Raw genomic sequence first — 19588 nt, forward strand, 5'->3', positions numbered from 1 at the left:
CCGGAATCTGGACGTTTGGTTAACGCCCTGAAGAATTTTATGGTGCACTGCAACAAAGATATTGCAATGCACAAAAAAACCTATATATTGCCATCATACATGAACGAGACGGCTTTCTGTCAAAGCCGCCGGAAAAGGATGGAAAAATGTCCAGGACCAAAACTGACACGATCGAAAACGTTGAATTCCCGAGCTTTGACGCTTCCAAGGCCACCGACCAGATGCGCGCTTTCGCCGAAAAGGGCGTCGAGCAGTCGAAGGAAGCCTACGCCAAGCTGAAGACCGGCGCCGAGGAGACCCAGAAGGCTCTGGAGTCGACCTTCGAAACCGCCAAGACCGTTTCCAGCGACCTGTCGCTCAAGACCATCGCTGCTTTCCGCGCCAACGCCGAAGCCGGCTTCTCGCATCTCGAAGCCCTGATCGGCGCCAAGTCGCTGTCGGAAGTCGTCGAGCTGCAGACCGCGTTCCTGCGCAAGCGCGTCGAGGCCACCGTCGAGCAGGCCAAGGACTTGCAGGCTGTTGCCTCCAAGGCGGCCGAAGACGTGTCCAAGCCGATCAAGACCGCCTTCGAGAAGGCGCTGAAGGAAATCAAGGCCGCCTAATAATTGCGCATGGTCTGACGATGCAACAAAAGGTCGCATTTCGTCAGACAAATAGATGTGCAATTAATTTGGTCAAGTGAATACCCGGCGAGTGGAACCTCCTCCCTCTGCTCCCCGGGGTGACCAGCCAGCACCTCCTCCCGCTGGCTCGTAACAGGAAAAGGCCGGCACCTCCTCCCGCCGGCCTTTTTCTTTGCCTGTTGAAAAGCGGCTGATGAAAATCACCGCCTGTCCGCAGAACCAGCTTTGCCTTATCAAAGGCCTTGAATTAGACTCTGATAGACCGTATTGGACGCTTCGCCGAACGACAGAGCGGATCTCGGAGAATGAATTTTTCACCACGATCTGGCTCAGGCAAATGTGCCGTTGTAGCTCAGATGGTTAGAGCGCCGGATTGTGGATCCGGAGGTCGCTGGTTCGATCCCAGCCAACGGTACCACCATATCAAACAAACAGAATGTGCTCCTTGAACCCTTCCTTTCCTTCGGCTCTGCGGACCTTGGACAAGATCAGCTTGCCGGGCGAAGCCGACTCGGTTGGAATGGGAGCATGCATCCTTTACCGGGTGCGGACGTTTACGATTACCAACCGGCATAGCCGCCAGGGAAATGCAGTATGAGTGAACATGCGATCGAGTTCTTGCGTGGGTGGATCGGTGAAAAGGTCCAGTGCCAGCACTCGCCGGTAAAGATCGAGAAGCAGGCCGAGACCCTTGCCCGCGAATGCGCCGCCAAGGCGGCCGAGGTCGGCATTCCGCTGGAGGACATCCAGGAGGAGGTCGGCGATATTCAGGAACTGATCGCATCGCGGCTCGAGGAGGCGGCCGAGGCCGACCAGAGCCAAACGAATTCTGGCAGGCCTGCCGAGTGACGAGCCTGTCTCGGCGAAAGCGCCGGGCAAAGGCTGTCGAGAGTTACGCTATCCCGCCTCTCACTCCACGCCAGACTATCCGAATCTTTCCTTAAGCCATGCCTTCGGCAGCGCCGGCACAAAATTGCCGTCGCGCCCGGTCATGTCGTCAGTGGCGACCAGCGCATTGAGGATGGCTTCCTCTGTGGCCTGCACCACGGCATCGAAGAACGGGTTGATGTCGGCATCCGGAATGTAGCTGGCATTGACCATCTTGCCCGGCGCCCCCCTCGCGGCGTCGGGATTGGCGGTGCTGAAGGCCAGGAAGATATCGCCCGAGGTCGTGTAGCCATAGCCGCCCGTCAGCGCCACGCCGAGCGGCACGCGCTTGGCCAGCCGCTTCATCTGATGCGCCATGAACGGTGCATCGGTGGCAATGACCGCGATGATCGAGCTCTTTTCGGCGCGCGGCGTGTTGTCTCGGATCGCCGGTTCGACAAGCTCGGCTCCGGCCCTGATGCCACGCACGACAAGGTTTCGCCGTGCGCCGAAATTCGACTGGACGAAGCAACCGACCGTGAAACGCTCACCGTTCCATTCGACACTGCGCGAAGACGAGCCGGACCCTGCCTTGAAGCCGAAGGTGATCATGCCGGTGCCGCCGCCGACGCTGCCTTCTTCGATCGGCCCGCCTTGAGCCGCGTCGAGCGCGCAAAAGACATGCTCGAAGTCCAGATGATGGCCGTTGATGTCGTTGAGGAAGCCGTCATAGGTCTCGCCTGCCACCGGCAGCGCCCAGGCGCTGTCGAGCGATTGCGGCAGCGTTCTCTGCATCCAGCGCAACGTCGCGTCGCGACTGACGCCGCAGGAATGCGTGTTGGTGATGGTGACCGGAAAATTGAACGCGCCGAGTTCATCGATCAGATGCGAGCCGGTCAGTTCGCCATCGCCATTGCCACTGAACATGCCCGCGAACACCGGGATTGCCAATTCGCTTCTCGGCCGCGGCAGGATCGTCGTCACGCCGGTGCGCACTGGACCCTTGCCGACGATCAGCGGCCCGTCGCCGGAGATCAGCGTCGTATAGCCGACGGCCACGCCTGATACATCGGTGATGGCATTGAAGGCGCCCGGCGTGCCATCGAACGGGATCGCGAAAGCACGGGCGCGCGGCTTGCCCGATGGGGTCTGCAGATGCGGGTCGTATCTGGTCATACCGTCTCTATCTCTTTGTTTGATGCAATTCCCTAGGGAAAGTGCTACGCGCTTTTCCCGGGAAAACCGCTTCGCACTTTTTCTGGAATTGCTCTAGAAAAGCGAACCCTGACCGCCCGGCGCCTTGGCTTTGGCCGCTGGCTTGGCAGCGGGCTTCGGCCGTTCCGTGCCGCTCGTGGCAACCGCATCCGCTGTGCCGTCGGCGAACTCCAGCAAGAGGGCTGCTCCGGACACCACGTCCTCCGCTCGCTTGATCACGGCGCCGTCGGCGTCCTTGACCAGCGCAAAGCCGCGCGCCAGCACCGCCTTGTGCGATAGTGTCGCCAACAGGCGGTCGGCCTGGGTCAGGCTTCCGCGCAAGCGGTCCAGCCGCCTCGATATCGCCTGGTCCTGCCGCCACGACAGGCCCGCCACGGCGTCTGCCTGCAATCTCTGCCGCCTCGCGATCGGCGCCGGCGATAGGCGTGCCGCGGTGCGTGAAAATCGCGCCCGCCGTTCGCGCACGATGCCGAAGAAGGCTGCTTGCGCCCGGGCGAGGTCGCGGCCGGTCAACGTGCGGGCCTCGTTGATGCGCCGCGACAAAGTGGCCGGTGTCAGCCGCTGCCCGGCAAGCCTGGCCCGCTTGCGATCGATGCTGACGCTCAACGCCCGGCCCAACCGGCTCGTCGCTTCGTCCAGGCGCCGACGCGGCAGCGCCAGCAACTGGTCGGGCGAGGGCAGCGCACGGGCGGCCGCGCGCACCGCCTGCCGCTTGCGTTCGAAACCGCGCGAAACGGCGGCCTTCAGCCTTGCGGCGAGACTGGCAAGCGTCGCTTCGAGGTCCGCTTTCACCGGCACGGCAATTTCGGCGGCACCGGTCGGCGTCGGCGCCCTGACATCCGCCACCAGGTCGATCAGCGTCCAGTCGGTCTCATGGCCGACGGCAGAAATCACCGGAATGCGCGAGGCGGCAACGGCCCGCGCCAGCGCCTCGTCGTTGAAGCCCCACAGATCCTCGAGGCTGCCGCCGCCGCGCGCCACGATCAACAAATCGGGGCGCGGGATGGCGCCGTCCCAGGCCAGCGCGTTGAAACCGTTGACGGCGGCAGTGACTTCGGCGCCGGCCGTTTCGCCTTGCACCCGCACCGGCCAGACCAGCACGTGCAGCGGAAAGCGGTCCTTGATGCGGTGGATGATGTCGCGAATGACCGACCCTGTCGGCGAGGTGACGACGCCGATGACGCGCGGCATGTACGGCAACAGCCGCTTGCGGCCGGCATCGAACAGGCCTTCGGTCTGCAGCCGCCGCTTGCGTTCTTCCAAAAGCGCCATCAGCGCTCCGGCGCCGGCGGGCTCGAGATTGTCGATGACGATCTGGTAGTTGGATTTTCCGGGATAGGTGGTGAGCTTGCCAGTGGCGATCACCTCCATCCCCTCTTCGGGGCGGAATTTCAGCCGGCTCATCGTGCCCTTCCAGACCACGGCGTCGAGCCGCGCCCGGTCATCCTTCAGCGCGAAATAGGCATGACCGGAGGAATGCGGCCCACGATAGCCTGAAATCTCGCCGCGCACCCGCACATTGCCGAAGACGTCCTCGACCGTGCGCTTCAGCGCGCCGGAAATCTCGCTCACCGTGTATTCGGCGGCATTGGTGCGTGATTCGGATGCTGCATCGCTCATGGGCCGATTGGGGGACTGTTGTCCGCCCGCGTCAAGACGGCCGCGCTTTTCGGTTCGGTTCATAACGTGATCTTAAGCCCGATTTGATTGACTCTACGGCAAGGGAGCTAGCCCAAGACGCATGAGTGAACGCACGCACCGCAGTCCGTTGACGTCCCAGGTCACCCTGACGGTGCTGGCGCTTGCCGTTTTTGCGCTGGCCATGGTCTTCGGCTTTGGCTTGTACGCCACCATCCAGGCTGACCACGTCTCCCTCGAACGGCAGAAGGTCTTTTTCGCCAATGGCCTTAACGATCAGATCGCGGCCGTGGAGCGCGAGCAGGAAAGTATCGCCGTCTGGGACGATGCCGTCATCAACGCCAAGGCCGGCAACCAGCAGTGGATGGTCGAGAACATCAGCGTCTGGATGTATTCCTACTATGGCCACAACCGGGTCTATGTGCTGGATGCCGCCAACCGCCCGATCCATGCGATGCATGAAGGACAGGTGGTGGCGCTGAGCGCCTATGGCGAGGACGAACCCGCTCTGCTGCCCAGCGTCGAAAGGCTGCGCCGGCTGATCAGCCAGGCGTCGAACGAAAATGAGGGCGACGATCCGGTCAAACTGGTTGCCGAAGATCTGGTGTCGCTTGGCGGCAAGCCCGCCATCCTCAGCATCATGCCGCTAGTGCCGAGTTCGGACCGCGTCACGCAAGCGCCGGGCACGGAGTATCTCCATGTCTCGGTGCAGTTCATCAACGACGTGGTGATCGGCAAGATCGCCGAAAAGTATCTGTTGGCCGGCGCGCACCTGCTGCCTTTGTCGCAGCCGACCGGCTCGGCCGCCATTCCGCTGGTCGATTCGCGCGGCATTATCCTGGGCTATATCGGCTGGGATCAGGAGCGTCCCGGCCTGACGCTGGTGCGCAAGGCCGGCCCGGCACTGATCGGCGGTCTGCTGCTTGCCGCCAGCGTCCTGGCATTCCTGTTGCGGCGTCTGCGCCGGGCCTCATCCGCGCTGCAGACCAGCCAGGACCAGGCGCAGTATCTCGCTTTCCACGACACGCTTACGGGTCTTCCCAACCGGGCCCTGTTCGAAGACCGGCTGCGGCGCGCTTTGCTCACCGCCAGTCATGATACGGCCAGGGTGGCGCTGCTCTACCTCGACATCGATCGCTTCAAGCACGTCAACGATACGCTCGGTCATCCGGCCGGCGACGAACTTGTGCGCCAGACCGCGACCCGGCTGCAGCAGACGATACGCGAAGTCGACACGGTGGCGCGGCTTGGCGGTGATGAATTCGCCCTGATCCTGATCGATATCCGCGATATCAGAGCCACGGAAGATATTGCTGACAGGATCCTGCAAATACTGCAGGAGCCCTTCAAGCTGATCGACGATCAGGTCTTCGTCAGCGCCAGCATCGGCATTGCCTTGTCGGCGGGTCCCGATGCCAGCGCCGACGATCTGCTGCGCAAGTCCGATATCGCGCTCTACGAAGCCAAGAAGACCGGCCGCGGCCGCTATCAGGTCTTCGCCGGCGATATGGATGACCTCCTGCTGCGCAAGCGCAAGGTCGAGAGCGAGCTTCGCAAGGCCTTGAACGGCGGAACCGGCATCAAGCTGGCCTATCAGCCGATCTTCGCGGCGGACGGCAAGACGATGCTCGGCGCGGAAGCACTGATCCGCTGGGCGCACGAGGTCCACGGGGCATTGCCGGCGGCACAATTCATCGCCATCGCCGAAGAACGTGGCATGATCGGCCAACTTGGCGAGTGGGTGCTGCTTGAAGCTTGTCGCTTTGCCATTGGCACGGAATTGCCTTGGGTGGCCGTCAATGTATCGCCGCTGCAATTGCGCGACGCCGGTTTCGCTGACCTGGTTGCGTCGATCCTTGCCGAGACCGGGCTGGCGCCGGGCCGACTGCAGCTTGAGATTACCGAAAACGTGCTCTTGGAAAATAACGATACAACCAGAATGGCTCTGGCTGCCTTGCGCCAGTCGGGCGTCGGCATTGTGCTTGATGACTTCGGCACCGGCTATTCGTCGCTGAGCTATTTGCGCCGCTACGCCATCGACAAGCTCAAGATCGATCGCTCCTTCGTCCGCCTTCTCGACGGTGACGGCAATTCGGCGGCGATCGTCAAGGCGCTGATCGATCTCGCCAGCGCCCTCGATGTCGCAGTCACCGCCGAAGGTGTCGAGACCGAGGGGCAGATGGCGCTGCTCGTCGGCATGGGCTGTCAGCAGCTACAGGGTTATCTTCTGTCGCCACCGCTGGAGCCGGCCCAATTGCTGGGTCTTCCGGGCCTGTCGTCCGGCGCCGACGCCAGCGAGCAGGCAGCCGCTCGCGCCTAGAGCATGATCCCGAAAAGTGGAATCCGGTTTCGGAACCAAGATACGAACTGTTCTACCAGCCCGGCAGAATCTGGTTCGGCTTGGTCCGTTTCACCTTCGTGAAGGCGAGCGCGGAAAAGTCGAATGTTCCGGTCTCTTCGCCGAGCGGCACGGAAATGTTGTCGAGGCTTTCCGAAATATGGCGGGCGAGCGCGTCGACGATCTCCGGTCGTGAGGTCTGGCCGCGCATGATGCCGATGCGGCAATCGGGCAGGGCGCCGAAGCCGTCGGCTTCGCCCAGCACCCGCATGCCGGGCCGCAGCGCACATTCCGGCAGCACCGAAATTGCCAGGCCGGCCAACACGGCGGCGGTGATGACGGTTGCCGAGAAGCTGGTGAACAGGATGCGGTAGTCGCGGTTCTGCCGGTCGAGGACATCGACGGCGGCACGCCGCCAGATGCAGTTCGGCCGGCCAAAGGCCATTGGCAGGGTTTCCTGCTCATGCGTCGCGTGGTTGGCCGAAGTGACCCACAGCAGCGGCTCGCGCCGCACCACTTCCGACTGGCCGCGCGCATCATTGTGCGTCACCAGCGCCAGATCGAGATTGCCGCGCTTGATGTGCTCGACCAGCCCCGGGGTCGGTTCGCAGATGACGGTCAGTTCGACACGCGGATTGGAGCGTGCGAACCGCGCCATGATCTCGGGCAGGAAGCGGTCGGCATAGTCGTCCGGCGTGCCGATGCGGATGGTGCCTTCGAGCCGCCGGTCGTCAAAGGCGGCCAGCGTCTCCCGGTTGAGGTAGAGCAACCGTCTTGCATAGGAAAGCAGCTTGTCGCCTTCCTCGGTCAGCCTGTTGGTGCGCCCGTCCTTCTCGAACAGCGGCTTGCCGATCCGCTCCTCCAGCCGGCGCATCTGCATGGACACCGCCGACTGGGTCCGGTGCACCTCTTCGGCGGCGCGGGTGAAGCTGCCGGTGTCGGCAATCGAGATGAAGGTCTGCAACTGATCGAGATCGAGCGGTGCTTTCATCGACATGATCCATCACTAGCGTTGATGCTAAAGATTAGAAACATTCGTTGGATTAATCAATCGGGTGATGGCAAATAGGCATTGTCCACATGAAGGCATGTGAATCGAAGCCGGAACGGCCGCTGTCGCCAGCGCCGATCGTCGGGTTTTGTCCGTTCGAGTCTGAAGGAGACCGACATGACCACGTTTGATTTCGCCACCGAGACCTCGCGCATCACCTCGCGTCCGGCCGTTGCGACGCGCGTGGCCAATACGATCGCCAACGTCTATCGCGCCTGGAAAAATCGCCGCGCCTTCTATCGCCTTGGCGAGATGTCGGACGCCGAACTCGCCGACATTGGCCTGACGCGTGCCGACCTGCACGTCGCCATCGCCGTGCCGTTCGGCCGCGATCCGACGGCGAAGTTGCGCTCGATCGCGAGCGATCGCGCCGAGACGATCGAGGATTTCGCCCGCAAGGTTGCCTGATCGCGTTGGTCGGGTGCTGTTTCGGTTTGCGTTGAACCTTTTTGAGGCGTGACGCGACCAAGTGATATCGCAGGCTCCCCACTCCCTGCCGGTTCCCCGCCGGCTCGCCTGCACACTGCCCGGTCCTCTCAAGGACCGGGCTTTTCTTTTTGGGGCACCAGCCGCTACCGCCGGTCCATGCCCTTCCTGAACTGATCGAAGATCGTTTCCATGCCCTTCTGGTACTCGTCGCGCTGCTGGGCGCCGGTCTCGAACATCTTGCCGAACAGATCGTCGAACGGGTTCTTGGGCCTGCCGCTCGGATTGGTTTGTGGCTGCGGCGCCTGATTTTGCTGGCGCGCCTGAGGTTGCTGCGGCGCCGGCTGTCCGCCGGGCAGGGCGCCGCCAAACATGTCCTGCAGCACCTTGCCGAGCGGATTGTCGCCATAGGGATTGGGTGCCGGCTGCGGCTGGCTTTGCGGCTGCTGCGTGCCGCCGCCGAACATATCCTGCAGCACTTTGCCGAGCGGATTGTCCATCGGGCTCTGGGGCTGCTGCGGTGCCGGCGCGCCACCGCCCGCCTGCCGCATCATCTGCTCGATGATCTCGCCGAGCGGGTTGCCACCGCCGCCGAAGCCGCCTGCCGCCTGCATCTGGTTGGTGGTCTGCTTGAACAGTCCACCCATCATCATCGAGGCCATGGCCGGCAGCATCTGCTGCAGGATCTGCTGGCTGACGCCGCTCGCTTGCGCAGCCTGGCTGGCAACGGCACGCGACAGATCCTTCGAACCGAACAAATGCCCCAGAATGCCGTTGCCTTCGTCGACGCCTTGCGGCGAGAAGGCTCGGGTTGCATCCTCGAAATATTTGGCGTGCTGGCCGCTCGCCATGGCCGTCATGAAGGCGCCGAGTCCGTAAGGGTCGGCAGTGTTGCGCTGCAGCCCTTGCGAAAAGGCCGGCAGCAGCGCGGCGACCGCAGCTTGCGTCTGCTGCATCGAAAGCCCGAACTGCTGGGCAAGCGCCTGCATGCCATTGCCGTTCTGGGCCTGCGCCAGCATGTCGAACAAGGAAGGCATTGGTCTCTCCTCCGGAAAATCCTCTTGGGAGAAACCTAGTTTGTTTCCATCACCGATTGAAGCGACTTTTGCCAAACTGCCGATCGGACGATCGCGACCGGTTAGTAGGCATACTCCATGAACACCGGCTCGATCGAGCCGCCCCAGCGCGTATGGTAGGCCGAGAGCATCTCTTCGGCGCTGGTCGTGCCGCGGGCGATGACCTCGTCCAGCGTGTTGAGGAACGAGGTCTCGTCGTAGCCGTCGCGGTTCTTGCGGCCGCGGTTCTTCAGCCCCATGCGCGAGATTGTGAGCACGTCGCGGGCGATATCGCGCAGCGTCGTGTTGCGGAACGGCGCCGAAATGCCCTGTTCCGGAACAGTGTTGCGCATCGCCAGAACTTCCTTGTAGGTCCAGCTCGCGGTCAATGCCTCGGCGGCGTCGAGCGCGGCCTCGTCATAGAGCAGCCCGACCCAGAAAGCCGGCAGCGCGCAGATGCGCCGCCACGGCCCGCCATCGGCGCCGCGCATTTCGAGGAAGCGCTTCAGCCGCACGTCGGGGAACAATGTCGACAGATGGTTCGCCCAGTCGCCCATCGTCGGCAATCCGTCCGGCACGTCATTGCGGGCGGCACCCGCCATGAACTGGCGGAAGGTGACATGCGTCATGTCGTGATAGCGGCCGTCGCGAATGACGAAATACATCGGCACGTCGAGCGCCCATTCGACATAGTCGGCGAAACCGAACTCGGGCGAGAAGCAGAATTCGAGCAGGCCCGAGCGCTGGTTGTCGGTGTCGCGCCAGATGTCGCCGCGCCAGCTCTGCAAGCCGTTCGGCAGGCCCTCGGTGAAGGGCGAATTGGCAAACAGCGCCGTCGACAGCGGCTGCAGCTTCAGCGACACCTGCATCTTGCGGCGCATGTCGGCTTCGCTCTCAAAATCGAGATTCACCTGGATGGTGCAGGTGCGATACATCATGTCGAGGCCCTTGCTGCCGACCTTGGGCATGTAGCGCGTCATGATCTCGTAGCGCGACTTCGGCATTTTGGGTGTCTCGGCCAGCGACCATTTCGGGCTGCCGCCAAGGCCGAGGAAACGGATGCCCATCGGTTCGGCGATTTCGCGCACCTGCGAAAGATGCGCATTGCCCTCGCGGCAGGTCTGATGGATCGTTTCCAGCGGCGCGCCGGAGAGTTCGAACTGGCCGCCCGGCTCAAGCGAGATCGCACCCTGGCCGGTCGGCTCGACCAGGCCGATGATGCGGCCGTCATCGATGATCGGATCCCAGCCGAGCTTTTGCTGCATGCCTTCGAGAATGGCGCGAATGCCGCGCTCGCCGCCATAGGGCACCGGCGCGTTGCCGTCGACGTAGAACGGGAATTTTTCGTGCTCGGTGCCGATACGCCATTTGTCGCGCGGCTTGTTGCCTTCGGCCAGATGCTCGACGAGCTCGTCGATGCCTTCGATGGGCCGGAAATCGGTTGTATCGCGCGCCATGAAAGGCCCCTCCGGAAACGGCGGAACAACCGCCGGCGCTAAATGGACGAAATGCCGGCAGCCGATCAAGCGAAAAATCCTGAGCCAGAGCTCAAGTGGAATTGATCACCAATCTCCAACCGTCGCCTGCATCACCGCAAGTGCCGCCACCGCGGCCGTGTCGGCGCGCAGGATGCGCGGCCCGAGCGGAATGGCGGTGACGAAGGGCAGCGCCCGCAGGGTCTTGCGCTCGTCGTCGGAAAAGCCGCCCTCCGGCCCGACCAGCAGTCCGAATTTCCGTTCCCTTAGCCCTTGCAGAGCGGGCAGGGGATTGTTGGTCGAGGCGTCCTCGTCGCAGAAGATCAGCCGCCGCTCTTTGTCCCAGTTACCGAGCAGGCGTTCGAATTTCTCCGCTTCGCGAACCTCTGGCACCGCCAGTATGCCGCATTGTTCAGCCGCCTCCACGACATTGGCGCGCAGGCGATCGATGCCGGGTTTTGCCACTTGCGTGTGCTGTGTGATGACCGGCTGCAGGATTCCGGCGCCCATTTCGACCGCCTTCTGCATCAGATAGTCGAGCCGCCCCTGCTTCAGCGGCGCAAAGCAATAGACCAGATCCGGCAGCGGCGGCTGCGGCCGTTGCATCGTCAGCAGCTTCAGCCGCACCGCCTTCTTGGTCTTCGCGGCGATGACCGCCGACCACTCGCCGTCGCGGCCGTTGAACACCAGGATTTCGGCACCTTCGCCGAGCCGCAGCACATGCATAAGATAGTGGCTCTGCTGCTGGCCCGCATCGAACTCGATGTCTGGCCCGAGAGCGTCCGGCACGAACAGTCGCTGCATCTTGTAATTGGCGCGCATCGCCGACGAATGGGCGAGCCGGGCTCTGGCGTCAAGCCTTGGCTGTCGGGGACCATACGGGTCGGTATCCTTGCCGCAGCACGGCGACTGTGGTCGCTGGCGTGAGCAGGTGGAGCGCAGGGCCGTCAAGGCCACCGAACCCTGCCGGATCGCCATAGCCCGCAAACGACCAGCGCAGCGCTTTACCGTCGCGCAAGGCATAGGCGCTGCCGCCATCGGCAACCATCGTCCCATCCGGCAGTCCGACAAGCTCTTTCGCGGCCACGATCGGCGGTTGCCCGCCCGACGCCATCCGCTCCTTGTGCAGCCGCTTGTCGACCTGCGGCGCGCGCGGTTCGGCGATGCCGAAAGCGTCGCCGAAGCGGCCGACGAAATCCTTGGCCCGCTCGCGCTGGCAAAAGAAGCAGGGCCGATGCCCGGCGGCGAGCGCTGTCACCTCGTCGAGGAAAAACAGCTCGGTCCAGCCTGGTTTGCCGCCCGGCCTGTTACGGCCCATCGGCTCGCGCCGCACGTTGCGGAATTCACACACGCAGATGATCCAGGCCGGCAATGCCCAGCGTTTTTTCAACAGCGTCTTGGTTTCAGGATCATGGATGATGCCGCGATTGCCTGTGAACAGGCCGCGCTCAGGCACCGCATGGATGGCGCCGAACGGGTCGACCCGGTTCTGCAGTGGCATAGCTTTCTCCTGGAATGCGCATCTTGGCTGCAAGGCTGGCGTCATGATATCGCTCGCTGCATCATTTTCATGTCAGCAGGTTTTCGATGCGGGTCTTGGTCGTCCAGAACTTCGACAATGAGGGCCTTGGCCAGATTGGTGCGGCACTGGTCGAGGCGGGCGCCGACATCGACCTGCGCCGTCCCTATAAGGGCGATACGCTACCGCAGGACAGCGACGCGCATGACGCCATGGTGGTGCTCGGCGGCGCCCAGAACGCGCTGGACGATGAGTTGTGTCCGTATTTTCCCGATCTGCTCGACCTGACGCGCGATTTCGCCGGCAAGGATCGCTCGGTGCTGGGCATCTGCCTCGGCAGCCAGCTGGTGGCCCGCGCCTTTGGCGGCGAGAACCAGATCGGCGGCGCCACCGAATTCGGCTGGCACCAGGTTTCGTTGACGCCGGCGGCCAAGACCGATCCGGTACTTGCCACGCTGCCTGAAAACTTCCCGATTTTCGAATGGCACGACGACACTTTCGTGCTGCCTGAAAATGCGGTGCGGCTGGCCGGCAGTGCCATCGCCGAGAACCAGGCGTTCCGCATCGGCCGCGCCATCTACGGCTTCCAGTTTCATTTCGAGGCAGACAGCCCGATGGTGCAGGACTGGAGCACGTCCTTTGCACCGCTCATTGCCGAGCGCCATCCCGACTGGAACGACCGGCTCGATGGCGAAATCGCCCGCAATGGACCGGATGCCGATGCCGCCGGCCTCGCCATCGCTCGCGCCTGGGTAGCAACGATCTGACGGCTCACAGCCCGGACAAATCCCGACTTTCGGGGTTGCGTGGCATTTTTGGCACGCGGCGGTAAATCCGCCGGGGAAAACGCATTTCATCCTTGGATTGTGCTCGCCCGCTGCCCTAGAAGGCACGCGCTCTGAATCGGCAATGCAACCGCGATGAACCTTTTATGTGACCCGCGCGACACACCGCCGATACAGAATCTGCCTACAAGCCTGAAATCTTCGAAACTTTGAGACGAATTCTCCGTTTCAACCCATTGGTAACCGCCTCGTGCACAGATGCAGAAAGCTCAACAAGAGATGACCTCCGTGAAAGCAGCGCTTCTGTCCTTTGTCATGCTGTCTGCCATCGTGCTGTGCGGCCTCGGCATCTATACCGCCGACGCAGCCAACAACCATCAGGCGGTCGACGGCTACGGCGTCACCGCCTCTCTCCGCTAGACCCTTCGCCCGTCACCGTCAGGATACGTTTCTCCGCGCCGTCAACGACGAGCGCGGTGAGGTTCCCCGACTGCCAGGCGAGCGTGTCGACATTGACGCGGTTGGCCATCACTTCGGCCTCCGGCACTGGCGTATGACCATGCACCACGATCTTCGGATAGAGGTCGGCATGGTTGTGGAAGACATCACGGATCCAGATCAGGTCCTGCGGGTTCTGCTGATCCAACGGGATGCCCGGCCTGATGCCGGCATGGCAGAAGAAGAAATCTGCGAAAACCAGGGAAAATGGCAGCGAGCGCAGGAAGTCGACATGGCTCTGCGGCACCGCCTCGACCAGCGCGGCATGCCCTTGTCGCAGCGCCGCCTCGGCCTTGCCAAACCAGGCGCTGCCGCCGCCGATCGTCACCCCATAGGATTGCGCCGTCTGGAGGCCGCCATAGCGTATGAAAAGTCCATCCGCATCGGGCGCTTTGAGGAAGTCGAGAAAACCGAGGTCGTGGTTGCCGGCCAGCATCAGATGGCGCGGGTCGCGCTTTTGCGCTTCGATCAGGAAGTCGAGAACGCCCTTGGAATCAGGCCCGCGGTCGCCATAATCGCCGAGATGGATAACGCGCCAGTCCGCCGGCTGATCCCGTTCGATCTCCGCCTCGATCCTGCGGTGCATGGCGGCCAGCAGGTCGAGCCGGCCGTGCACATCGCCGATTGCGTAAAGCCGCACGCCTTCCGGTCCGCGCGCGTCGAGAAAATGGATGCCGGGCTCCGTCAAGGCCTGCGTCTTCTCCGTGGCCGGACCGCAACCGGACCTAGCGGCGAAGCTGATCCTTGCCCATGTCGGTCACCAGACGTTTTCCGCATAGTGCCAGCGTGATGTCCATCTCCTTGCGGATGATTTCCAGCGCTTTGGTAACTCCTTCCTTGCCGAGCGCGCCAAGGCCGTAGAGGAAAGGCCGGCCGATATAGGTGCCCTTGGCGCCGAGGCACAGCGCCTTCAGCACATCCTGGCCCGAGCGGATGCCGCCATCCATATGCACTTCGATTGTGTCGCCCACCGCATCGGCGATCTCCTCCAGCGCCATGATCGAAGATGATGCGCCGTCGAGCTGGCGCCCGCCATGGTTGGAAACGATGATTGCGTCGGCGCCGGTCTTGGCCGCCATCAGCGCGTCTTCCTTGTCGAGAATGCCCTTCAGGATCAGCTTGCCGCCCCAGCGTTCCTTGATCCAGGCAACGTCTTTCCACGACAGTTGCGGATCGAACTGCTCCGTCGTCCAGGACGCCAGCGAAGAGACATCGCCGACACCCTTGGCGTGGCCGACGATGTTGCGGAAGGTGCGGCGCTTGGTGCCGGCTAGACCCAGGCACCAGCGCGGCTTGCTGGCCAGGTCGATGATGTTGGCCAGCGTCATCTTGGGGGGCGCCGAAAGCCCGTTGCGGACATCCTTATGCCGTTGGCCGAGGATCTGCAGGTCGAGCGTCAGCACCAGCGCCGAGCACTTTGCTGCCTTCGCCCTGTCGATCAAATTGAGCACGAAATCCTTGTCGCGCAGTACATAGAGCTGGAACCAGAATGGCTTCTTCGTCACCGAGGCGACATCCTCGATCGAACAGATGCTCATCGTCGACAAGGTGAACGGCACGCCGAATTCCTCGGCCGCCTGCGCCGCCAGCATCTCGCCGTCGGCATGCTGCATGCCGGTCAGGCCCGTCGGCGCCAGCGCCACCGGCATCGACACCTTTTGGCCGATCATGGTCGATTCCAGCGAGCGGTTGCTCATATCGACCAGCACGCGCTGGCGGAACTTGATCTTCTGGAAGTCTTCCTCGTTGGCCCGGTAGGTGCTCTCGGTCCAAGCGCCGGAATCGGCATAGTCGAAGAACATCTTCGGCACCCGGCGGCGCGCCAGATCCTTGAGGTCGGCAATGGTGAGGATGTCGCTCATGGTCTTTCTCGCTGGTTCTTCGCTAATAGGTCGTTGTTGACTGTTGTGTCCGATACTCACGAGCGTTTCCTCGCCGGTTCGCTGTCGCCGGCATCCGAGCGCTGCCTGAGCCGCAGCCGCGACACGCGCTGCCAGTCGCCACTGCGCTCGGCCTCGGCCATTGACCGTTCGACATAAGAGATGTGGTCCATTGCGGCTTGCCGTGCGGCAGCGGGATCGCCGGCCTTCACCGCAGAATAGATCGCCCGGTGCTGTGCCAGCAGCGCCTCGCGCGCGCCGGGCACGGTGAACGCCAGCAGCCGGTTCCGGAACACGCCCTCCGACAACAGCCGGTAGCAGGAGCGCAGCGTGTGCAGGAGAATGATGTTGTGCGCGCATTCGCAGACGGCGTGATGGAACTCGACGTCGATCTCTGCCTCGTCGTCGAAGTCGCCGGTGCGGTGCGCCTCGTCCATGCGCGCCATGATGCGGTCGAGCAGCGCCAGATCGTCCGGTGTGGCGCGCCGCGCCGCATATTCGGACGCTATCGCCTCGATCTCGCGGCGGTATTCCAGATAGTCGGTTACCGCCTTGCTGTGCATCGAGATCAGGTCCGTCACCGGCTTGGTGAACAGCTGGCCGATGACGTCGGCGACATGGGTGCCGCCGCCGGGCCGCGTCGTCAAAAGGCCGCGCCCTTCCAGCGCCTTCAGCGCGTCGCGCAGGATCGGCCGCGACACCTCGAACTGGCGCGCCAGCTCGCGCTCGCCGGGCAACCAGTCGCCGGTGCGCAAGACGCCTTCGAGGATCAGGCTCTCGATCTGCTGCACCACCTCGTCGGCGGTGCGGGAATGCTCGATCCTGGAGAAAATGTCGCTCAAAGGGGGCGCCTGGGATTTGAACCGGTGTCGCGCAGGATAAAGCCAGTGTCGCCAACTGGTCAAATTATTTATCCAATTCATCCGATGTGGTCGGCTTCGCCGCCGCCCTATATCGTGTTCGGCTAAACTTGCAGTTTGCGTCCTCCGGCGATTGCCTCTAGAGGGACGCCATTGCACGAAGGGTTCAAAGAGCCCGGGGGACCAGCCGTGTCAGACGACCCGTCCAATCTCGAATTCCAGCCGCGCACCAAGGGCAGCGTGATGGGTTTTCCGGCGCATGAGGGGCGACCCGGTGCGCTTGGCGAAGTCCACGCCCGGCCCCACCCGCTGATTGAGAAGCCGCGCGTTCTGGTGCAACTCGCCTTCATGACCGAAGGCGGCTCCGGCGTTGACCAGGCCGTGCTTTCCGAACTGTCGCGGCGTCTCGGCATTGCCGCGCCCGACCGTCAGGCTCGCCACCACGCCATGAAATGGGGCAAGGGCTCGCTGCGCTGGGAGCGGCACACCGAATTCTCGACCTATCTGTGGGAAGGCCCGCTATCGGAAAGCGGCAGGGCGCAGGAGGACTCGCCCTTCGGCAACGGGTTCTCGCCGCCGGGAACGGTGATCTCCGGCATCCGGCTCGAAATCCGCCGATGGACGCAGGCGAGCGAAAAGCTCATCGCCGGCTTCGACCCGACCAGCCTGTGCTATTCGCTGGTCGAGCGCGGCAACGCGGCCATCGTCACCGATTTCCGCCAGGATGGCGACGGCCTGACCCGCATGCTGGTGCTCGATCGCGGCCTGACGCCGGCACGTACCGGCGCGCTGTCGCAGCGGCTGATCGATATCGAAACCTACCGCACGCTGGCCATGCTTGGCCTGCCGCTGGCGCTGACCCTGTCCGGCCGTGCCCGCCGCATCGAGGACAGGCTGGCCCAGACCACGATGGAAATGAAGGTCGCGGAGACCCGCGACAGTCAGACATTGCTGGCCGACCTGACCGAGTTGGCCGCCGAACTGGAGGCCGACGCCGCCTCCAGCCTCTACCGCTTCGGCGCCAGCCGCGCCTATGACGGCATCGTCGTTGAACGGCTGGAAGCGCTCGAGGAGGAGGCGGTGCCCGGCTACGACACCTGGGAAGGCTTCCTGCAGCGGCGTGTCGCGCCGGCCATGCGCACCTGCCGTTCGGTCGAGGAGCGCCAGGCCAATCTTTCGCGCAAGCTCACCCGCGCCACCACGCTGCTGCGCACCTGGGTCGATGTCGAGGTCGAGAAGCAGAACCGCGACCTGCTGGCGTCGATGAACAACCGCGCCCGCCTGCAGTTGCGCCTGCAGCAGACCGTCGAAGGCCTTTCGGTGGCTGCCGTCTCCTACTATGTCGTCGGCCTGATCAGCTATGTCGCCAAGGGCGCCTCGATCTTCGGCCACACCTTTGCGCCGGAAGTCGTCACCGCCGCCTCGGTGCCGCTCGCCCTCCTGCTCGTCTGGTGGGCCGTGCGCCGTGTCCGCCGCATGCACTCCGAGCCCGGCAAGCAGCCGGGCGAGTAGCGCCAATCTCCCCCCTCGAGGGGGAGATGTCGCCGAAGGCGACAGAGGTGGTCGTCTCGCGTGAAGCGCTAGCCTCGTTTCGCGACGGAGACGACGTCGGCGATTTACGCGCAAGGACCCCCCCTCTGACCGCTTCGCGGCCATCTCCCCCTCAAGGAGGGAGAACGCCAGCGGCAGATTGCCGCTGCGGAAGGGCGCCAGGGCGTCGGATCGCGATTTTCGCCCAAAGCAGGGTTTGCAACAATCGCCTCTCGCTGGTAAAAGATTTTTACCAGTCGAGCCAAGGAGGCTGTTGATGTCCGGCCTTGCCATGCCGAAGCCAGACGATGCAACGATGCGGCGGCGCGACGAGATCGTCGCCGATATGCGCATCATCGTGCCGGGCGAAGGCGTCGTCGATGCGACCAATGAAATGCGCGCCTTCGAGAGCGATGGCCTCACCGCCTACCGGCAATTGCCGCTGGTGGTGGTGCTGCCGCAAACCGTGGCGCAGGTCTCACGCGTGCTGAAATACTGCAACGACCGCAACATCCGTGTCGTGCCGCGCGGCTCCGGTACCTCGCTCTCCGGCGGTGCACTCCCGCTCGAAGATGCGGTGCTGCTGGTCATGAGCCGCTTTAACCGCATCCTCGAAATAGACTTCCCTAACCGCATCGTTGTTGCCCAGCCGGGCGTCACCAATCTCGGCATCACCACCGCCGTCGAACAGGAGGGCTTCTACTACGCCCCCGATCCATCCTCCCAGATCGCCTGCTCGATCGGCGGCAACGTCGCGGAAAATTCCGGCGGCGTGCACTGCCTGAAATACGGCCTGACCGCCAACAATGTGCTCGGCATCGAAATGGTGCTGATGAATGGCGAGGTGATCCGCCTCGGCGGCAGTCATCTTGATACGGAAGGCTACGACCTGCTCGGCGTCATGACCGGCTCCGAAGGCCTGCTCGGCGTCGTCACCGAGGTCACCGTGCGCATTTTGAAGAAGCCGGAGACGGCCCGCGCACTGCTGATCGGCTTTCCGACCAGTGAGCAGGGCGGCCAATGCGTCGCCGACATCATCGGCGCCGGCATCATTCCCGGTGGCATGGAGATGATGGACCGGCCGGCGATCCACGCCGCCGAGGACTTTGTCCATGCCGGCTATCCCCTCGATGTCGAGGCGCTGCTGATCGTCGAGCTCGACGGGCCGGGCGTCGAGGTCGATCATTTGATCGGCCTTGTCGAGGCCATCGCCTACAGGAACGGCTCCACCACCTGCCGCATTTCGCAATCGGAACAGGAGCGGCTGAGCTTCTGGGCCGGACGCAAGGCGGCCTTCCCAGCGGTCGGCCGCATCTCGCCCGACTACTACTGCATGGACGGCACCATCCCGCGCAAGGAACTGCCGCGCGTGCTCGCCGGCATGCGCGAACTTTCCGAAAAATATGGGCTCGGCGTCGCCAATGTGTTCCACGCCGGCGATGGCAATCTGCACCCGCTCATCCTCTACGATGCCAATGTGCCCGGCGAACTCGACAAGGCCGAAAGTTTCGGCGCCGACATTTTGCGGCTCTGCGTCAAGGTTGGCGGCGTGCTGACCGGCGAGCACGGCGTGGGCGTCGAGAAGCGCGACCTGATGCCGGAGATGTTCAACCAGATCGACCTCGACCAGCAGATGCGGGTCAAATGCGCTTTCGATCCCAACCATCTGCTCAACCCGGGCAAGGTCTTCCCACAGCTGCGCCGCTGCGCCGAGCTGGGGCGCATGCATGTGCACCAGGGGCAGGTGGCGTTTCCGGACATTCCGAGGTTTTGATGGAGCCTCCATTTCATACCTTGGCGATCCTTCGCGCCCCCCTCTGTCCTGCCG

General features: G+C 63.4%; 18 protein-coding genes and 1 tRNA gene. 9 read left to right on the forward strand and 10 right to left on the reverse strand.

The window, feature by feature from the left end:
• Positions 1 to 146: 146 nt before the first annotated feature.
• The 3 genes from AC1DXN_RS16685 (at position 147) to AC1DXN_RS16695 (ending at position 1472) form a co-directional block, all read left to right on the forward strand.
• The gene (locus AC1DXN_RS16685; protein WP_477248862.1) at positions 147 to 602 is read left to right on the forward strand and encodes a phasin; all 456 of its coding nucleotides are present in this window, start codon (positions 147 to 149) and stop codon (positions 600 to 602) included.
• 362 nt (positions 603 to 964) lie between these two features.
• Positions 965 to 1041: transfer RNA gene (locus tag AC1DXN_RS16690), tRNA-His, on the forward strand.
• A gap of 176 nt (positions 1042 to 1217) precedes the next feature.
• Positions 1218 to 1472, forward strand: a complete 255-nt coding sequence (locus tag AC1DXN_RS16695; RefSeq protein ID WP_477248861.1) for a hypothetical protein — start codon at positions 1218 to 1220, stop codon at positions 1470 to 1472.
• A gap of 75 nt (positions 1473 to 1547) precedes the next feature.
• Here AC1DXN_RS16695 and AC1DXN_RS16700 read toward each other — a convergent pair whose 3' ends face one another.
• Complete coding sequence (locus AC1DXN_RS16700) at positions 1548 to 2666, reverse strand: DmpA family aminopeptidase (RefSeq protein WP_477274650.1); 1119 nt, start codon at positions 2664 to 2666, stop codon at positions 1548 to 1550.
• Between the two features lie 93 nt (positions 2667 to 2759).
• Positions 2760 to 4325 carry an exodeoxyribonuclease VII large subunit gene (xseA, locus tag AC1DXN_RS16705; RefSeq protein ID WP_477274648.1) on the reverse strand — a complete coding sequence of 522 codons (1566 nt, stop codon included), beginning with the start codon at positions 4323 to 4325 and terminating at the stop codon, positions 2760 to 2762.
• Positions 4326 to 4446: 121 nt separating this feature from the next.
• Here xseA and AC1DXN_RS16710 point away from each other — a divergent pair, with 121 nt between their 5' ends.
• Positions 4447 to 6663, forward strand: a complete 2217-nt coding sequence (locus tag AC1DXN_RS16710) for a bifunctional diguanylate cyclase/phosphodiesterase (protein ID WP_477274646.1) — start codon at positions 4447 to 4449, stop codon at positions 6661 to 6663.
• Between the two features lie 52 nt (positions 6664 to 6715).
• Here the strand turns inward: AC1DXN_RS16710 and AC1DXN_RS16715 are convergent, their stop codons facing one another.
• Positions 6716 to 7672 (reverse strand): LysR substrate-binding domain-containing protein, encoded by a 957-nt coding sequence (locus tag AC1DXN_RS16715; RefSeq protein WP_477248857.1) that lies wholly within the window; start codon positions 7670 to 7672, stop codon positions 6716 to 6718.
• Positions 7673 to 7849: 177 nt separating this feature from the next.
• Here AC1DXN_RS16715 and AC1DXN_RS16720 point away from each other — a divergent pair, with 177 nt between their 5' ends.
• Entirely contained in the window at positions 7850 to 8140 is a 291-nt protein-coding gene (locus AC1DXN_RS16720; RefSeq protein WP_477248856.1) for a DUF1127 domain-containing protein, read from the forward strand.
• Between the two features lie 164 nt (positions 8141 to 8304).
• On the opposite strand, the gene AC1DXN_RS16725 is transcribed toward AC1DXN_RS16720, so the two are convergent.
• The 4 genes from AC1DXN_RS16725 to AC1DXN_RS16740 all read right to left on the reverse strand — a co-directional run bounded on the left by AC1DXN_RS16725 (position 8305) and on the right by AC1DXN_RS16740 (position 12189).
• Positions 8305 to 9195 (reverse strand): DUF937 domain-containing protein, encoded by an 891-nt coding sequence (locus AC1DXN_RS16725; RefSeq protein WP_477274644.1) that lies wholly within the window; start codon positions 9193 to 9195, stop codon positions 8305 to 8307.
• 101 nt (positions 9196 to 9296) lie between these two features.
• Positions 9297 to 10670, reverse strand: coding sequence for a glutamate--cysteine ligase (locus tag AC1DXN_RS16730; RefSeq protein WP_477274642.1), 1374 nt, complete (start codon positions 10668 to 10670; stop codon positions 9297 to 9299).
• A 105-nt stretch (positions 10671 to 10775) separates the two neighbouring features.
• The gene (locus AC1DXN_RS16735) at positions 10776 to 11510 is read right to left on the reverse strand and encodes a 16S rRNA (uracil(1498)-N(3))-methyltransferase (protein WP_477274640.1); all 735 of its coding nucleotides are present in this window, start codon (positions 11508 to 11510) and stop codon (positions 10776 to 10778) included.
• Positions 11511 to 11541: 31 nt separating this feature from the next.
• Positions 11542 to 12189 (reverse strand): hypothetical protein, encoded by a 648-nt coding sequence (locus tag AC1DXN_RS16740; protein ID WP_477274638.1) that lies wholly within the window; start codon positions 12187 to 12189, stop codon positions 11542 to 11544.
• 86 nt (positions 12190 to 12275) lie between these two features.
• Here AC1DXN_RS16740 and AC1DXN_RS16745 point away from each other — a divergent pair, with 86 nt between their 5' ends.
• Positions 12276 to 12974, forward strand: coding sequence for a type 1 glutamine amidotransferase (locus AC1DXN_RS16745; RefSeq protein ID WP_477274636.1), 699 nt, complete (start codon positions 12276 to 12278; stop codon positions 12972 to 12974).
• Positions 12975 to 13280: 306 nt separating this feature from the next.
• Positions 13281 to 13412, forward strand: coding sequence for a hypothetical protein (locus AC1DXN_RS16750; protein ID WP_477248934.1), 132 nt, complete (start codon positions 13281 to 13283; stop codon positions 13410 to 13412).
• Here AC1DXN_RS16750 and AC1DXN_RS16755 read toward each other — a convergent pair.
• Genes AC1DXN_RS16755 through AC1DXN_RS16765 form a run of 3 tightly spaced genes read right to left on the reverse strand, consistent with a single transcriptional unit; the run spans position 13393 to position 16212 of the window.
• The gene (locus AC1DXN_RS16755) at positions 13393 to 14178 is read right to left on the reverse strand and encodes a metallophosphoesterase (RefSeq protein WP_477274634.1); all 786 of its coding nucleotides are present in this window, start codon (positions 14176 to 14178) and stop codon (positions 13393 to 13395) included. The genes AC1DXN_RS16750 and AC1DXN_RS16755 overlap by 20 nt on opposite strands.
• A 37-nt stretch (positions 14179 to 14215) precedes the next feature.
• A complete protein-coding gene (locus AC1DXN_RS16760) occupies positions 14216 to 15352 on the reverse strand; it encodes an alpha-hydroxy acid oxidase (RefSeq protein WP_477248849.1) in 1137 nt (378 codons plus the stop codon).
• A gap of 56 nt (positions 15353 to 15408) precedes the next feature.
• Positions 15409 to 16212 carry an FCD domain-containing protein gene (locus tag AC1DXN_RS16765; protein ID WP_477274632.1) on the reverse strand — a complete coding sequence of 268 codons (804 nt, stop codon included), beginning with the start codon at positions 16210 to 16212 and terminating at the stop codon, positions 15409 to 15411.
• 207 nt (positions 16213 to 16419) lie between these two features.
• Here AC1DXN_RS16765 and AC1DXN_RS16770 point away from each other — a divergent pair, with 207 nt between their 5' ends.
• Complete coding sequence (locus AC1DXN_RS16770) at positions 16420 to 17742, forward strand: DUF3422 family protein (RefSeq protein WP_477274630.1); 1323 nt, start codon at positions 16420 to 16422, stop codon at positions 17740 to 17742.
• A 295-nt stretch (positions 17743 to 18037) separates the two neighbouring features.
• The gene (locus tag AC1DXN_RS16775) at positions 18038 to 19534 is read left to right on the forward strand and encodes an FAD-linked oxidase C-terminal domain-containing protein (RefSeq protein WP_477274628.1); all 1497 of its coding nucleotides are present in this window, start codon (positions 18038 to 18040) and stop codon (positions 19532 to 19534) included.
• The last annotated feature ends 54 nt before the right edge of the window (positions 19535 to 19588 follow it).

The sequence above is a fragment of the Mesorhizobium sp. P2_H9 genome, from assembly GCF_056403215.1.

Coding starts and splice junctions, on each gene's coding strand:
- AC1DXN_RS16685 (WP_477248862.1), top strand. CDS start 147: ATGTCCAGGACCAAAACTGACACGATCGAAAACGTTGAATTCCCGAGC.
- AC1DXN_RS16695 (WP_477248861.1), top strand. CDS start 1,218: ATGAGTGAACATGCGATCGAGTTCTTGCGTGGGTGGATCGGTGAAAAG.
- AC1DXN_RS16700 (WP_477274650.1), bottom strand. CDS start 2,666: ATGACCAGATACGACCCGCATCTGCAGACCCCATCGGGCAAGCCGCGC.
- xseA (WP_477274648.1), bottom strand. CDS start 4,325: ATGAGCGATGCAGCATCCGAATCACGCACCAATGCCGCCGAATACACG.
- AC1DXN_RS16710 (WP_477274646.1), top strand. CDS start 4,447: ATGAGTGAACGCACGCACCGCAGTCCGTTGACGTCCCAGGTCACCCTG.
- AC1DXN_RS16715 (WP_477248857.1), bottom strand. CDS start 7,672: ATGAAAGCACCGCTCGATCTCGATCAGTTGCAGACCTTCATCTCGATT.
- AC1DXN_RS16720 (WP_477248856.1), top strand. CDS start 7,850: ATGACCACGTTTGATTTCGCCACCGAGACCTCGCGCATCACCTCGCGT.
- AC1DXN_RS16725 (WP_477274644.1), bottom strand. CDS start 9,195: ATGCCTTCCTTGTTCGACATGCTGGCGCAGGCCCAGAACGGCAATGGC.
- AC1DXN_RS16730 (WP_477274642.1), bottom strand. CDS start 10,670: ATGGCGCGCGATACAACCGATTTCCGGCCCATCGAAGGCATCGACGAG.
- AC1DXN_RS16735 (WP_477274640.1), bottom strand. CDS start 11,510: ATGCGCGCCAATTACAAGATGCAGCGACTGTTCGTGCCGGACGCTCTC.
- AC1DXN_RS16740 (WP_477274638.1), bottom strand. CDS start 12,189: ATGCCACTGCAGAACCGGGTCGACCCGTTCGGCGCCATCCATGCGGTG.
- AC1DXN_RS16745 (WP_477274636.1), top strand. CDS start 12,276: ATGCGGGTCTTGGTCGTCCAGAACTTCGACAATGAGGGCCTTGGCCAG.
- AC1DXN_RS16760 (WP_477248849.1), bottom strand. CDS start 15,352: ATGAGCGACATCCTCACCATTGCCGACCTCAAGGATCTGGCGCGCCGC.
- AC1DXN_RS16775 (WP_477274628.1), top strand. CDS start 18,038: ATGTCCGGCCTTGCCATGCCGAAGCCAGACGATGCAACGATGCGGCGG.